The 14065-nt window shown below is 70.2% G+C and carries 12 protein-coding genes; 4 read left to right on the top strand and 8 right to left on the bottom strand.

The features are described from left to right. Window positions 1-9: 9 nt before the first annotated feature. From GB932_RS03255 to GB932_RS03235, 5 genes are all read right to left on the bottom strand, one after another. Window positions 10-1803, bottom strand: coding sequence for a peptidoglycan D,D-transpeptidase FtsI family protein (locus GB932_RS03255; RefSeq protein WP_156759279.1), 1794 nt, complete (start codon window positions 1801-1803; stop codon window positions 10-12). Between the two features lie 36 nt (window positions 1804-1839). Further along, entirely contained in the window at window positions 1840-2415 is a 576-nt protein-coding gene (gene ftsL / locus GB932_RS03250; protein ID WP_156759278.1) for a cell division protein FtsL, read from the bottom strand. Continuing rightward, window positions 2415-3356: a 16S rRNA (cytosine(1402)-N(4))-methyltransferase RsmH gene (gene rsmH / locus GB932_RS03245; RefSeq protein ID WP_156759277.1), complete on the bottom strand. Its 942-nt coding sequence runs from the start codon at window positions 3354-3356 to the stop codon at window positions 2415-2417. The genes ftsL and rsmH overlap by 1 nt, the downstream gene beginning before the upstream one ends. A 98-nt stretch (window positions 3357-3454) precedes the next feature. Then, complete coding sequence (gene mraZ, locus GB932_RS03240) at window positions 3455-3886, bottom strand: division/cell wall cluster transcriptional repressor MraZ (protein ID WP_156759276.1); 432 nt, start codon at window positions 3884-3886, stop codon at window positions 3455-3457. Window positions 3887-4222: 336 nt separating this feature from the next. Further along, window positions 4223-4609 (bottom strand): DUF3040 domain-containing protein, encoded by a 387-nt coding sequence (locus GB932_RS03235; RefSeq protein WP_156759275.1) that lies wholly within the window; start codon window positions 4607-4609, stop codon window positions 4223-4225. Between the two features lie 68 nt (window positions 4610-4677). On the opposite strand from GB932_RS03235, the gene GB932_RS03230 reads away from it, so the two are divergent. Further along, window positions 4678-5784 (top strand): polyprenyl synthetase family protein, encoded by a 1107-nt coding sequence (locus GB932_RS03230; RefSeq protein WP_156759274.1) that lies wholly within the window; start codon window positions 4678-4680, stop codon window positions 5782-5784. Between the two features lie 6 nt (window positions 5785-5790). Here GB932_RS03230 and GB932_RS03225 read toward each other — a convergent pair whose 3' ends face one another. Further along, window positions 5791-6144, bottom strand: coding sequence for an Rv2175c family DNA-binding protein (locus GB932_RS03225; protein WP_156759273.1), 354 nt, complete (start codon window positions 6142-6144; stop codon window positions 5791-5793). Between the two features lie 143 nt (window positions 6145-6287). Between GB932_RS03225 and GB932_RS03220 the strand changes: the two genes are divergently transcribed. Both GB932_RS03220 and pknB read left to right on the top strand, forming a co-directional pair. After that, entirely contained in the window at window positions 6288-7526 is a 1239-nt protein-coding gene (locus GB932_RS03220; RefSeq protein ID WP_156759272.1) for a LysM peptidoglycan-binding domain-containing protein, read from the top strand. Window positions 7527-7568: 42 nt separating this feature from the next. Then, window positions 7569-9767, top strand: coding sequence for a Stk1 family PASTA domain-containing Ser/Thr kinase (gene pknB / locus GB932_RS03215; RefSeq protein ID WP_156759271.1), 2199 nt, complete (start codon window positions 7569-7571; stop codon window positions 9765-9767). Window positions 9768-9821: 54 nt separating this feature from the next. On the opposite strand, the gene GB932_RS03210 is transcribed toward pknB, so the two are convergent. Further along, window positions 9822-11159 carry a class II 3-deoxy-7-phosphoheptulonate synthase gene (locus GB932_RS03210; protein ID WP_156759270.1) on the bottom strand — a complete coding sequence of 446 codons (1338 nt, stop codon included), beginning with the start codon at window positions 11157-11159 and terminating at the stop codon, window positions 9822-9824. Window positions 11160-11237: 78 nt separating this feature from the next. After that, on the bottom strand, window positions 11238-11948 hold the full coding sequence (locus GB932_RS03205) for a lysophospholipid acyltransferase family protein (protein WP_156759269.1): 711 nt from the start codon (window positions 11946-11948) through the stop codon (window positions 11238-11240). 216 nt (window positions 11949-12164) lie between these two features. Between GB932_RS03205 and GB932_RS03200 the strand changes: the two genes are divergently transcribed. Then, a complete protein-coding gene (locus GB932_RS03200; RefSeq protein WP_156759268.1) occupies window positions 12165-13994 on the top strand; it encodes an AMP-dependent synthetase/ligase in 1830 nt (609 codons plus the stop codon). Window positions 13995-14065: the final 71 nt, after the last annotated feature.

Genomic DNA, 14065 nt, shown 5'->3' with positions numbered 1-14065 from the left:
AGACGCGCGTCATTCCGTGAACTTGGGAAGCGGCTCGAACGGCTCCTCGGACGGCATCACGCGGTAGGTCTTGAGCACCTGCGTCATCGCCTTCTGGAATGCCGGGGCCGTGGCCGCAGACGACGTTACTCTACGCGGCTCGTCGAGGCTGACCATCACGACGTACTGGGGATCGTCGGCGGGCGCGATGCCGACGAGGCTCGTGAAGTACACGCCTGCCTTGTACCGGCCGTTGCCGTCCGTCTTCTGCGCCGTCCCCGTCTTCGCGGCGATCCGGTAGCCGGGCACCTGGATCATGTCCGACACGGATCCCTCGTTCGCGACGTTCTCGAGGATCTGGACGGTCTGCTCCGCGGCCTCCGCGCTCACGATCCGCTCATCGTCCGGCAGCTCGGGCTGCGTCACCTCGCCGTCGGCGCTCGTGCAGCCGTCGACGATGTGCAGCGGCTTGCGCACGCCGTCGTTGGCGAGGGTCTGGTAGGCGCTGACGACCTGCGGCATCGTCACGGTGTAGGCCTGGCCGAACGTCGTGGCGTAGTGCGTCTGGTTGTCCCACTGATCGGCGGGGTGCAGCACGCCCGATTGCTCGCCCGTGAATCCGATCGGCGTCGGTGTGCCGACGCCGAACTTCTCCAGGTAGTCGTGGCGCGTCTGGTCCGACACGAGCTCGCCGATCTTCGACAACGCGACGTTCGAGGAGTCGACCATCGCGCCGTTGACGGTGTACCGGTATGCGGGGTGCTGGAAGCTGTCGCCGACGACGGCCCCGTTCGGGAACTGCTCGTGCCCCGATGCGATGACCTCCGTGAGCGGCGTCGCCGCGCCCTGGTCGAGCACTGTCGCGGTCGTGATCGCCTTGAACGTGGATCCCGGCTCGAACGAGCGCGTGAACACCTGCGCGCCGCGGAAGTCGTCGTCGGCCGCCTGCGGGTCGTTGGGGTCGAGCGTCGGGTAGTCGACGGCGGCCTTCACCTCGCCCGTCTCGATGTCGGCGACCATGATGGAGCCAGCCTTCGCCTGCTGCGTCTCGACCTCCTCCTTCAGCATCTGGAGGAGGTACCAGCTGAGGTCGGTGTCGATCGTGAGCTGCAGGGTGCCGCCGTCCTGCGCGGGCGTCTCGGTCGTCGTGCCGGGGATCCGTACGCCCGCGTCCCCCGAGCGCTGGTACTCGACCACGCCGTCCGTCGACTCGAGGCAGGCGTTCTCGAGCATCTCGTACCCGGCCAGCGGCGTGTCGTCGATGCTGGTGAAGCCCACGAGATTGCCCGCGACGGCGCCGTTGGGGTAGGTGCGCGACTTCTCGGTCTCGAAGGTGATCATCGGCGCGTCGAGCTCGAGCAACGCGCGATACTGTTCGGTCGTGAGGCCCGTCTTCACGGGCGCGTACTGCGCGTCGGGGTTGCTCTCGAGCGCATCGGCCGCGATCCGCTCGATCTCGGCGCCCGACATGTCGACGATCCCGCCGATCCGCTCGGCGAGGTGCCCCCACGACTCCACGTAGAGGTCTCCCGCCTCGTCGATGCGCCTGACGTCGTTCGCGAGGCTCGGGTCGACCGCGAGGGCGTAGCGCACGGAGCTGCTCGCGAGAACCTGGCCCTCGTCGTCGACGATCTGCCCGCGCACGCCGTACAGCGTGTCGGACCCGACGAAGTTGCCGACCTGCAGCGAATCGTCGATGTGCTCCTGCGCCCGCACGACCTGGATGTCGACGAGGCGGACGGCGAAGGCCAGCAGGACGATGAGGATGACGACGGCGGCGACGCTCGTGCGGCGCCGGGCGCTGCGGCTGACGCTCGTGTTCATCGGGCTCCTCGTGATCGGATGCGAGCGGGGCGGGGGCTAATGGGTCGACGGCGCTGGGAGGCCGCCGGACATCACGGGTGCGTCCGGGATGTCCGCGGGGAGCTCCTCCCCCGAGGATCCCCCGATCGTCGCATCGGCGTCGGTCACGAGGGGCGTGTCGGCGATGAGCGCGTTCGCGGCCGCGTTGCCCGCCCCGACGTCGACGGTCGAGGCCGCCCCCGCCGGCTCGCCGGAACCCGTCACCTGCCCGTCGCTCAGCCGCAGGTAGCTGGGCGACGAGTCGATCACCATCCCGAGCGCGGACGCGTTGGCCGCGAGGTACTGCGGCGATGCGAGCCCCGCGAGATCGTCCGACAGCTCCTGGTGATCGAGGGTGAGCTGGCGCTGCTGGGTCTCGACGGCGGCGAGCTCGTAGCTGCTCTGCGCCGTCAGGATCGACAGCCCGAGCTGCGCGGCGGCGATGAGCGCCGCGCCCGCCACCGCGACGAGGGCGTAGGCGACGCGCGGTCGGCGACGCCTCTCGGGTGCGGCGACAGCGCGCAGGTCGCGCTCGCGAGCCGGGCGACGGCCCGGATCCTCGAACGGAAGGAGATCGGCTTCGGCGATGCTCATCAGTCCTCCCTCACCCTCTCGATGGCGCGCAGCCGGACCGGCTTCGCGCGCGGATTGCGCTGCGCCTCCTCGTCGGAGGCCTGTTCGGCGCCGCGCACGAGCAGCCGGAACCGCGGCGCATGCTCGGGCAGTTCGACGGGCAGTCCCGACGGCGCCGTCGACCGCGTCGCCTCCTGGAAGAGTCGCTTGACGAACCTGTCCTCGAGCGACTGATAGCTGAGCACTACGAGCCGCCCGCCCACTGCGAGCGCCGCGAGGGCGGCCGGGATCGCCCGCTCGAGGGCGCGCAGCTCGCCGTTGACCTCGATGCGGAGCGCCTGGAACACGCGCTTCGCGGGGTGCCCCGCGTTCCTGAGCGCGGCGGGAGTCGCCGCCTGCAGCACGTCGACGAGCTCGCCCGACCGGGTGAAGGGGGCCGACTTCCGGGCCTCGATGATGGCCCGTGCGTACCGGCCCGCGAGCTTCTCCTCGCCGTAGCGCTCGAAGATGCGGCGCAGGTCGCCCTCGCCGTAGGTCGCGACGATGTCGGCCGCCGTCGTCCCCGCCGACTGGTCCATGCGCATGTCGAGCGGCGCGTCCTGCGCGTAGGCGAAGCCGCGCTCGGCCTCGTCGAGCTGGAGCGATGACACGCCGAGGTCGTAGAGGACGGCGCCCGCCCGCTCGTCGCCGAGCGCGTCGAGGATTCCGTCGTAGACCGTGTGCACGAGCGTCACCCGGTCGCCGAACGGCGCGAGCCGCTCCCCCGCGATGCCGAGGGCCTGGCGGTCGCGGTCGAGCCCGACGAGCCGCGCGTGCGGGAAGCGCCCGAGGACGGCCTCGGCGTGCCCGCCCATGCCGAGCGTGCCGTCGACATAGATCGCGCCGTCGCCGGCGAGTCCGGGGCCGAGCAGCTCGAGGCATCGGTCGAGCATCACTGGGATGTGGATGTCGTGGAGGCCCATGGTGTGTCCGGGAGACCCGGAGGCTCTGGTCCCCATCCGCGCGACCTGTCACCGGGGAAGTGACGACAGGGTCGCGGCTGGGAGTCACAGCCGCCGGATCAGAAGAGTCCCGGGATCACCTCCTCCTGCATCTCCGCGAACGAGTCCTCGTTGCTGGCGAGGTAGCTGTTCCAGGCGTTCGCGTCCCAGATCTCGGCGTGTGCGCCGACGCCCGTGACGATGAGCTCCTTGCTGAGCCCCGCGTACTGGCGGAGGTGCTGCGGGATGGTGACGCGATTCTGACCGTCGGGCGTCTCGGCGCTCGCGCCGGAGAGGAACATGCGCATGAAGTCGCGGGCCTGCTTGTTGCTGAGGGGAGCCTGGCGGATCCGCTCGTGCACCTGTTCGAACTCCGACGTCGAGAAGACGTAGAGACACCTCTCCTGCCCACGGGTGACGACGACGCCTCCCGCGAGCTCCTCACGGAACTTCGCGGGCAGGATGACGCGGCCTTTGTCGTCGAGCTTCGGTGTGTGCGTACCCAGCAGCATCGGCCATTCACCCCCTGACGTGATCGCCCCTCCGTGAGGTGCGCACCACATTACTCCACTTTCCCCCACATACCAGGGTCGATAGGGCATCATCGCCCGATACCACAGATCCGAACCCGCGAGATCACGCGGAAGTCGAGCGGTGGAGGAAAGTGGAACGCCAGGAGCAGATCGGCTCCGCGCGGCGGCGTGTCGCACCCTCGGAGCGGCCGGCGGGGAGCGAAGTGGAGGCACGACGAAACGCGCCGCTCACGAGGAGCGACGCGTCATCCGGGGATCACACGCGAACGCCGCCCCCTCGGGAAGGGAGCGGCGTTCGGAGGAGGTGGGGTCGGATCAGCCCTGCTGTCGGCGATCCCACCTGTCGTTCATCTTGTCCATGAAGGAGCCGCCGGACGGAGCAGTGCGCGGCGCACGCGGCTCGCCGTCGGCCTCGGGCTCGGAGGATGCGGACTTTCCCGGCGCGACCGCGAGGATGACGCCGCCGAGCATGGCGCCGAAGCCGATGACTCCGACGATGACGCTGACGACCGCCGCGACGTTCCACAGGGCGATGCCCGCGATCACGCCGGCGAGGCCCAGCAGCACGAGAAGCGCGCCGATCAGCAGGTTGCGGTAGCTGAGCGTGCGATTGGCTCCAGGATGCACGACGTCGGCGTCGTTGTGCATGAGCTGGCGCTCCATCTCATCGAGAAGTCGCTGCTCCTGCTCGGAGAGTGGCATCGGTAACCCCCTCGGGTAGAAAGGTCGACTTTCATTCTATCGCCGAAGCGTCCACCTAGGCTAGGTGTGTGTCGCCCGCTCACGCCATCATCTCAGCCATCTCCGAGCGGTTGGGGAACTTCGCCCGAGAACGGCGCGAAGAGGTCCGTCGCGACGAGGTCTTCGCGGGCGAGGTCGAGGACGATCCCGTCGCCGCCCTGCTCCTGGACCACGCGACGCAGGCGCTCGTCGGCGGGAAGAGGCTGCGCGCCCGCTTCGCGTACTGGGGGTGGCGCGCCGCGACGCGCACCCCGGGCGTGCCGCCCGCCCACGTGATCGACCTCGGCGCGGCGCTCGAGGTGTTCCAGGCCGCCGCCCTCGTGCACGACGACATCGTCGACAACTCCGATACGCGCCGGGGGCGGCCGTCGACGTGGCGGGCGCTCGAGGCCGCGCACGGCGAGCGCGGATGGTCCGGTTCGGGCGAGGCCTTCGGCCGCTCGGGCGCGATCCTTCTCGGCGACCTGCTGCTCGGGTGGAGCGACGACCTGTTCGAAGGCGCGCTCGTCGACGCGGAGGACGCGGCCGAGACGCGGGAGCTGTACGCGCGGATGAGGCGCGACGTGATCCTCGGACAGTTCCTCGACATCGCGGAGGAGGCAGCCTGGCCGACCCTCCCGGACGCCGCGCACGCCGACCGCGCCCTGCGCATCGCCGCCCTGAAGTCGGCGCGCTACAGCGTGCAGCAGCCCCTGCTGATCGGCGCCGCGCTCGGCGGCGCCGACACCGAGGTCCGCGACGCCCTCGCAGAGTTCGGCCCCCCGCTCGGGCTCGCGTTCCAGCTGCGCGACGACGTGCTCGGCGCGTTCGGGGATCCCGCCGTGACAGGCAAGCCGTCGGGCGATGACCTCCGGGAGGGCAAGCGCACGCTCCTCGTCGCATATGCACGAGAGGGCATGGATCCCGAGGCGCGCGAGCGCTTCGACGGGCGCCTCGGCGCGGACGACCTCACGGACGCGGAGGTCGCGGGCCTGCAGTCGGTCGTGCGCGCATCCGGGGCTCTGGAGCGCGTCGAGCAGATCATCGCCGCGCAGACCCGCTCCGCCGAGGGCGCGCTCTCGCGGGCCGATCTCGACGACACGACGGCCCTTGAGCTGCGGGCCCTCCTCGAGGCCGCGACCGCCCGCGCGTCCTGAGGGCGCTCAGGCGAGGGTGACGGCGACGCGTCGCACCTCGGCCTTGCGGCCGGCCAGCAGCGATGCGATCGGCGCGTTGCCGAGCGAGGGCTCCTCCGCGTAGAGCCACGCGATGATCTCCTCGTCGTCGAGCCCGACGTCCTGCAGCACGATCACGGTGCCGCGCAGCGACGACAGGGGGCGATCGCCGTCGATGAAGTCGGCGGGGACGACGCGGATGCCGTCGCGCCGCACTGCGACGAGCGCGCGGTCGTCGATGAGCCGGCGCACACGCCCCGGCGCCTCCCCCAGCCGCTCGGCGACATCGGGGAGCGTCAGCCATTCGATCGCGTCAGCTGCGGACGCCGCGTCATCAGTCACCCCCCGATTCTCGCACGGCCTCCTTGCACACCACACAAGTCACATCAGTCACATCCGTTATCACCAGTTGACACTGTTATGCGTTCGTGACACCGTGAACTCCTGCCGATGTGTGTGATCGGCCGAATCCGAGGGAGATTCCGATGACCCCGACCGTCCGTGTCCTGGCCGCAGCGCCCGTCGCCATGACGGGCGCCGTCGCGCTCGCGCTCGGCGCCGTCCCCGCCGTCGCGGCGGAGCCCGACTCCCGGGCCCTCACCCGTGCACAGCAGGACAGGGCCAGCGCCGCATTCGCGAAGCTCGCGGCCACGTCCGCGCCCCGCCCCGGCTACGCGTCGGGCGCCGCGGGGGTCGCCGTGCACACGGTGCGGGCCGGCGAGACGATCACCGGCATCGCGATCCGTCATGGCCTGCGCACCGTCGATCTGCTCACGTGGAACGGGCTGAGCTGGTCGAGCATCATCCACCCCGGCGACGAGCTCACGCTCCGCGCGCCGTCGGCGGCACCCGCCGCGCCCGACGGAGGCGGCGCGCACGCGTCGGGGGCCACCCACACGGTGCAGGCCGGCGACACGCTCTGGGCGATCGCGCAGCACTACGGCGTGTCGGTGCGTGCGCTGTCCGAGGCCAACGACCTCGGCGCGGCCGCCGTCATCTTCCCCGGCCAGGAGCTCACCATCCCCGGCGCCGGCGACGGTGGGACCGGAGGCGGATCCGACGATTCCGGATCGGAGGACTCCGGCTCGGGACAGCCCGCCGCTCCGGCAGGCGACGGGACCTACACGGTCGAGGCGGGCGACACGCTCTGGGCGATCGCCGCTGAGCACGGCCTCTCGGTCGGCGAGCTCCTCGACCTCAACGACCTCGACGACGGCGCGATCATCTACCCCGGCCAGGAGCTCGTCGTCGAGCGCGCCGATCCGGAGCCCGAGCCCGATCGCGTGCCGTCGATCTACGACTCGCCGGAATACGACCTGCAGGCGATCCTCAATGCGCCGCAGGCCGAGAACGCGACGCTCATCATCGGCGTCGGCCGCGACCTCGGCGTGCCCGAGAGCGGCATCGCGATCGCGCTCGCGACGGCGATGGTCGAGTCGAGCCTGCGCAACCTCGACTGGGGCGACCGCGACTCCGTCGGCCTGTTCCAGCAGCGCCCGAGCGCGGGCTGGGGCGATGCGGAGGACCTCCTCGACCGCGGCGTCTCGACGCGCGCGTTCTTCCTCGGCGCCGCAGACGGATCCACCCGCGGCCTGCTCGACATCCCTGGATGGCAGGCCATGGGGTTCGGCGAGGCCGCACAGGCCGTCCAGATCTCGGCCTTCCCCGATCGGTACGACCGCTGGCGCGTCGCCGCATACGGCTGGCTCGCCCAGCACGGGTGAGTCCTCCGGCCGTGCACGGGGCGGTGTCCCTAGAATCTAGGCGTGTCTCCTCGTCCTGTGGCTGATCCCCTCGTGGGGCGGCTCGTCGACGGCAGGTACCGGGTGCGCAGCCGTGTCGCCCGCGGCGGGATGGCGACCGTCTATCTCGCGACCGACCTGCGCCTCGAGCGGCGCGTCGCCCTCAAGGTGATGCACCATCACCTCAGCGACGATGACAGGTTCCAGAGCCGATTCATCCAGGAGGCGCGCGCCGCCGCGCGCCTCAGCGACCCCCACGTCGTCAGCGTCTTCGACCAGGGGCAGGACGACGACATCGCGTACCTCGTGATGGAGTACCTGCCCGGCGTCACGTTGCGAGACCTGCTCAACGAGCAGAAGCGGCTCCCCCTCGACCATGCCATCACGGTCATGCACGCCGTGCTGTCCGGCCTCGCCTCCGCGCACCGAGCCGGCTTCATCCACCGCGATGTCAAGCCCGAGAACGTGCTGATCGCCGAGGATGGGCGCATCAAGATCGGCGACTTCGGCCTTGCACGAGCGACGACGGCGAACACTGCGTCGGGGCAGCAGCTCCTCGGCACGATCGCGTACCTCGCGCCCGAGCTCGTCACCCAGGGAACCGCCGACGCCCGCACCGACATCTACGCCCTCGGAATCATGCTCTACGAGATGCTCACGGGCGAGCAGCCGTACCAGGGCGAGCAGCCGATGCAGATCGCGTATCAGCACGCGACCGAGCAGGTGCCGCGGCCGAGCTTCCTGAATCCCGCCGTTCCCGAACAGCTCGACGAGCTGGTGCTCTGGTCGACGGAGCGCACCCCCGACGAGCGCCCCTCCGACGCGCAGGAGATGCTCGACCGGCTGCGCGAGATCGAGGAACAGCTGGGCATCGCTCCCCTGCCGCCGCGCAGTCGCATCGCCCCGGCGGCGCCCGACGATGACGACGCGGACGACGACGGTGACGGGGAGACGAGGATCCTCCCGCCGTCGCTCGACACGGGCGAGCTCACGAGCGTCCTCGGCGGAACCGGCCCCGTGGGATCCGCGCCCGCGACGGCCGGCAACGCCGAGCGCCTCCGCGTGAAGACCCGGCGCAGGCGCATCCGCGGCGCCTGGGCGACGGCGATCGTCCTCGTGCTCGCGATCGTCACGGGTGGCGTCGGCTGGTGGTTCGGCTCCGGCCCGGGATCCATGGTGCTCGTGCCGACGTTCGCCGACGACGCGACGTTCGACGATGCCGAGAGGCAGCTCGCGGCGCTCGAGCTCGGCGCCATCGAGGAGACGGACCACAGCCTCGAGGTGCCGGAGGGGCGGATCACCGCGGTCTCGCCAGCGCCGGGCACCCAGGTGTATCCGGGCGACAGCGTGACGATCACGACCTCGCTCGGGCCGAAGGCGATCACTCTCGATTCGTTCCGTGGCTTCACCCTCACCCAGGCGGAGGACTACGCGACAGACGCCGGCCTGAGGATGCCGAACAACGCGATCGAGAGATACGACGCCCGTGCCCCCGGCGACGTGATCGGAGCGCGGGTGTCGTCGCCCGGCTCCGATTCCGACTACGGATGCCTGGATGGCTGCGACGCGTATCAGGGTTATGAGCTGGAGATGACCGTGTCCGCCGGGCCGATCCCCGATATCGCGAACACACCGATCGACGAGGCTCGCGAACGGCTCGAGACCGCTCGCCTCATCGTCGCCGACGAGACCGAGCGCGATTTCAGCGACTCGATCGACGCCGGCTCCGCGATCGCCGTCTCCCCCGATCCCGGCGACACCGCGATCCACCCCGGCGACACCGTCACCCTCATCGAATCCATGGGACCGATTCCCGACGTCTCCGGTCTGTCGATCGACGCCGCGCGCGAACGACTCGACGGCGCGGGGCTCGAGGTCGAGGACGCGACGGAGAGGTGGTACCACGATTCGATCGCCGCGGGGCTGGCGATCGGGCTCGTCGAGAACCCGAACGGCGAGGCGTGGCATCCCGGCGACACCGTGACGCTGGTCGAGTCGCTCGGTCCCGAGCCCGTCGCGATCCCCGACGTCACAGGGATGACGCGCGACGACGCCATCGCGACGCTCGAGGCCGAAGGATTCACCGTGACCTACAACGGCCTGTGGTCGGCCTGGCCGAACGACTGGACGACCGTCACCGGCACCGACCCCGCGCCGGGGACCGAGCATGTTCCGGCGCAGACCACGGTGACGATCTACATCGACAACACGGGCGCGGTCTGACGCAGAACGGCCCCGCGCGCCCTCTCGGGCGGCGGGGCCGTTGCGCGCGCCGACTCAGCGCTTCTCGAGCTCCTCGGCGACGAGGAAGGCCAGCTCGAGCGACTGCATGTGGTTGAGGCGCGGGTCGCACAGCGACTCGTAGCGGGTCGCGAGCGCCTCCTCGTCGATCCGCTCGGATCCGCCGAGGCACTCGGTCACATCGTCGCCCGTGAGCTCGACATGGATGCCGCCGGGGTGCGTGCCCGCGTCGCGGTGCGCCTCGAAGAAGCCGCGCACCTCGTCGACGACGTCGTCGAAACGACGCGTCTTGTAGCCCGTCGGCGTCGCGAACCCGTTGCCGTGCATCGGGTCGGTGACCCACAGCGGCTGCGCGCCCGACGCCTTGACGGCCTCGAGCAGCGGCGGGAGGGCCTCGCGGATCTTCCCCGCGCCCATGCGCGTGATGAAGGTGAGCCGACCGGGCTCGCGCTCGGGGTCGAGCTTGTCGATGAGCTCGAGGGCGGTCTCGGGCGACGTCGTCGGGCCGAGCTTGACGCCGATCGGGTTGCGCACCTTCGAGAAGAAGTCGACGTGCGCGCCGTCGAGCTCGCGCGTGCGCTCGCCGATCCAGATGAAATGGGCGGACGTGTCGTAGACCTCGCCCGTGCGCGAATCGACGCGCGTCAGAGGCCGCTCGTAGTCCATGAGCAGGCCCTCATGGCCCGTGTAGAAGTCGACGCGCTTGAGCTCTTCGAAGTCGGCGCCGGCCGCCTCCATGAACTTGATCGCGCGGTCGATCTCGGTCGCCATCTGCTCGTAGCGCTTGTTGGCGGGGTTCTCGGCGAAGCCCCGGTTCCACGAGTGCACCTCGCGCAGATCGGCGAAGCCGCCCTGAGTGAAGGCGCGGATGAGGTTCAGCGTGCTCGCGGCCGTGTGGTAAGCGCGCAGGAGGCGCTGCGGATCCGCCGTGCGCGACTCCTCCGTGAAGTCGAAGCCGTTGACGATCTCACCGCGGAACGCCGGCAGCGTCACATCGCCGCGCGTCTCGGTGTCCTTCGAGCGCGGCTTCGCGAACTGGCCCGCCATCCGGCCCATCTTCACGATCGGCATCGAGGCGCCGTACGTGAGGACCACGGCCATCTGGAGCACGGTCTTGATGCGGTTGCGGATCTGATCCGCCGTCGCGCCCGCGAAGGTCTCGGCGCAGTCGCCGCCCTGCAGCAGGAACGCCTCACCAGCGGCCGCACGCCCGAGGCGATAGCGCATCTCGTCGACCTCGCCCGCGAAGACGAGCGGCGGGAGGGTCGCCAGCTCGGCCGACACCAGCTCGACGGCGGCCCGATCGGGCCACTGCGGCTGCTGCTTGATAGGGAGTTCGCGCCATGCATCGAGCGCGTCGAGAGAGTGCTGCATCCCTTCACCCTAACGGGCCGCGGCACCCCTCAGGTGACGCATCTCGTCACGCGCGGAGCGCGTGTGCGGAACGCGCGCTCACGAGAAGGCGCTCGGCGCCGTCTCGCCCCGTTCCTCGGCCTGCTGGCGGTGCTTCGACGCGTACTCGTCGACGTACTCCTGACCCCCGAGCTGCTGCAGCGCCACCATGATCTCGTCGGTCACGCTGCGCAGCACGAATCGGTCGTCCTCGAGCCCCTCGTAGCGTGAGAAGTCGAGCGGCTCACCCACGACCATGCCGACCCGCATGATGCGCGGCAGGGAGGAGCCGATCGGCAGCATCGTGTCGGTGTCGACCATCACGACGGGGATCACGGGCACCTTCGCCACGAGCGCCATGCGCGCGAGCCCCGTGCGTCCCTTGTAGAGGCGCCCGTCCGGGCTGCGCGTGCCCTCGGGGTAGATCCCGAGGAGGTCTCCTCGACCGATGACCTGCAGCGCCGTGTTGAGGGCCGCCTCGGAGGCGGAACCACCCGACCGGTCGATGGGGATCTGCCCCGTGCCCTTCATGAACCACTTCGTCGCCCAGCCCTTGAGGCCCGTGCCGGTGAAGTACTCGGCCTTTGCGAGGAACGACATCGTCCGATCCAGCATGAGGGGCAGGAAGATCGAGTCGACGACCGAGAGGTGATTGCTCGCGAGAATCGCCGCGCCCTGCTTGGGCACGTGCTCGGCGCCCGTGATCCAGGGCCGGAACACGGCCTTCAGCACCGGCCCGATCACCAGGTACTTGAGGATCCAGTAGATCAACGCGTCGCCTCTCCCGTGTGTGAGGACGGCTGTGTGGGGACGGCGACGAGTCTAGTCCGACATGCACGCCCAGCCCGCGCGACGCACGCGGGCAGCTTGTCGGTCGTGGACAACCCACTGGCGGGGGTGTTCCGGACGCGCCTAGACTCGGCGGAACATCGCCGTCCGCGCGGCAGACCCCGCGTGGATCCGCCGACCGGTATCAAAGGAGCTGCCGTGATCGAATTCTCCGCCGATCTCATCGTGCCGACCGACCCGAACCGCAACATCAGCGACCTGCTCGCAGACCGCGCGCAGAAGACGCCCGATAAGCCCATCTTCGGCATCCCCGAGGGCGACGGCTGGCGCGACAAGACGGCCCGTGAGTTCGAGGCGGAGGTGATCCGCCTCGCGAAGGGCTTCGTCGCGGCCGGGATCCGCGCCGGCGACAAGGTCGGGTTCCTCGCCCGCACGACGTACGAGTGGACCCTCGTGGACTTCGCGCTGCACTACGCCGGGGCGATCATGGTCCCCGTCTACGAGACGAGCTCCCCCGACCAGATTCAGTGGATCCTCTCGGACTCCGGTGCCGTCGCGCTCATGGTCGAGACCGCGCAGCACGACGAGCGCTTCGCGGAGGTCCGCGCCGATCTGCCCCTCGTCGGGCTGTACTGGCGCATGGACACCGGTGCCCTCGACGAGCTCGCCGCGCAGGGCGCCGATGTCGACGACGCGGAGATCGACCGCCGGCGCCACCTCGCGCGCGGTGACGACGTGGCGACGATCATCTACACATCGGGCTCCACGGGCCGCCCGAAGGGCTGCGTGCTCACGCACAGCAACTTCGTCGACACGGCGCAGAACGCGTATGCGGCGCTCGCGGAGGTGTTCGATCAGCCTGGCGCCTCGACCGTCCTGTTCATCACGACGGCGCACGTGTTCGCGCGCTTCATGTCGGTGCTGTACATCCACGCGGGTCTCCGCACGGGCCACGAGCCGAACACGAAGAACCTCGTGAAGACGCTCGGCTCCTTCCAGCCCACCGTGCTGCTCGCCGTGCCGCGCGTGTTCGAGAAGGTCTACAACTCGGCCGAGCAGAAGACGGAGGCCGAGGGCAAGGGGCGCATCTTCCTCAAGGCGGCGAAGGTCGCGATCGAGCACGCCAGGCGCGAGCAGGAGGGCGAGCGGATCGGCCCCGTGCTCGCGATCCAGTTCCGCCTCTTCGACAAGCTCGTCTACGGCAAGCTGCGCGACCTCATGGGCGGCCGTGTGACCTACGCCGTGTCGGGATCCGCTCCCCTGGGTCCGCGCCTCGGCTACTTCTTCCGGGGCCTCGGCATCAAGATCCTCGAGGGCTATGGCCTCACCGAGACGACGGCGCCCGCGACGGTCAACCGCCCCGAGAGCATCCAGGTCGGCACCGTCGGCCCCGCGCTGCCAGGCGTCGGCATCCGCATCGCGGACGACGGCGAGATCCAGGTCAAGGGCGTCAACGTGTTCCGCGAGTACTGGCGCAATCCGGAGGCCACCGAGGAGGCATTCGACGGATCCTGGTTCCGGACGGGCGACATCGGCGCGCTCGACGAGAACGGATGCCTGGCCATCACGGGGCGCAAGAAGGAGATCATCGTGACGGCCGGCGGCAAGAACGTCGCACCGACCGTTCTCGAGGATCCGATCCGGGCGAACCCGATCATCGGCCAGGTCGTCGTGGTGGGCGATCAGAAGCCGTTCATCTCGGCGCTTGTGACGCTCGACCCGGAGATGCTCCCGGCGTGGCTCGCGACGCACGGCGAGTCGCGCGACCTCACGCTCGAGCAGGCGGCGCGCGTCCCGGCCGTGCGCGCCGAGGTGCAGAAGGCGATCGACGAGGCGAACACGCGCGTGTCGCGCGCCGAGTCGATCCGCGAGTTCGTCGTGCTGCCGACCGAGTGGACGGAGGCGTCGGGCCACCTGACGCCGAAGCTGTCGATCAAGCGCGCCGTCATCCTGAACGACTTCGCCGACGACATCGAGCGGATCTACGCGGGCCCGAAGGACGTCACGTCCAACATCGCGATCGGCTGAGGGGGAGACGGCAGACGGCGAAGCCGGATCTGCCCATCAGATGATTCTGAATCTCGTCGCCCCTCTGGCGG

This window comes from Microbacterium karelineae (genome assembly GCF_009745985.1).
Lineage (GTDB): Bacteria > Actinomycetota > Actinomycetes > Actinomycetales > Microbacteriaceae > Microbacterium > Microbacterium karelineae.
This window is presented reverse-complemented; position numbering and strand designations above follow the sequence as displayed.

Bases quoted from the DNA above. Each gene is read 5' to 3' on its own strand.
- GB932_RS03255 (WP_156759279.1), bottom strand. From the start codon at position 1,803: ATGAACACGAGCGTCAGCCGCAGCGCCCGGCGCCGCACGAGCGTCGCC.
- ftsL (WP_156759278.1), bottom strand. From the start codon at position 2,415: ATGAGCATCGCCGAAGCCGATCTCCTTCCGTTCGAGGATCCGGGCCGT.
- rsmH (WP_156759277.1), bottom strand. From the start codon at position 3,356: ATGGGCCTCCACGACATCCACATCCCAGTGATGCTCGACCGATGCCTC.
- mraZ (WP_156759276.1), bottom strand. From the start codon at position 3,886: ATGCTGCTGGGTACGCACACACCGAAGCTCGACGACAAAGGCCGCGTC.
- GB932_RS03235 (WP_156759275.1), bottom strand. From the start codon at position 4,609: ATGCCACTCTCCGAGCAGGAGCAGCGACTTCTCGATGAGATGGAGCGC.
- GB932_RS03220 (WP_156759272.1), top strand. From the start codon at position 6,288: ATGACCCCGACCGTCCGTGTCCTGGCCGCAGCGCCCGTCGCCATGACG.
- GB932_RS03210 (WP_156759270.1), bottom strand. From the start codon at position 11,159: ATGCAGCACTCTCTCGACGCGCTCGATGCATGGCGCGAACTCCCTATC.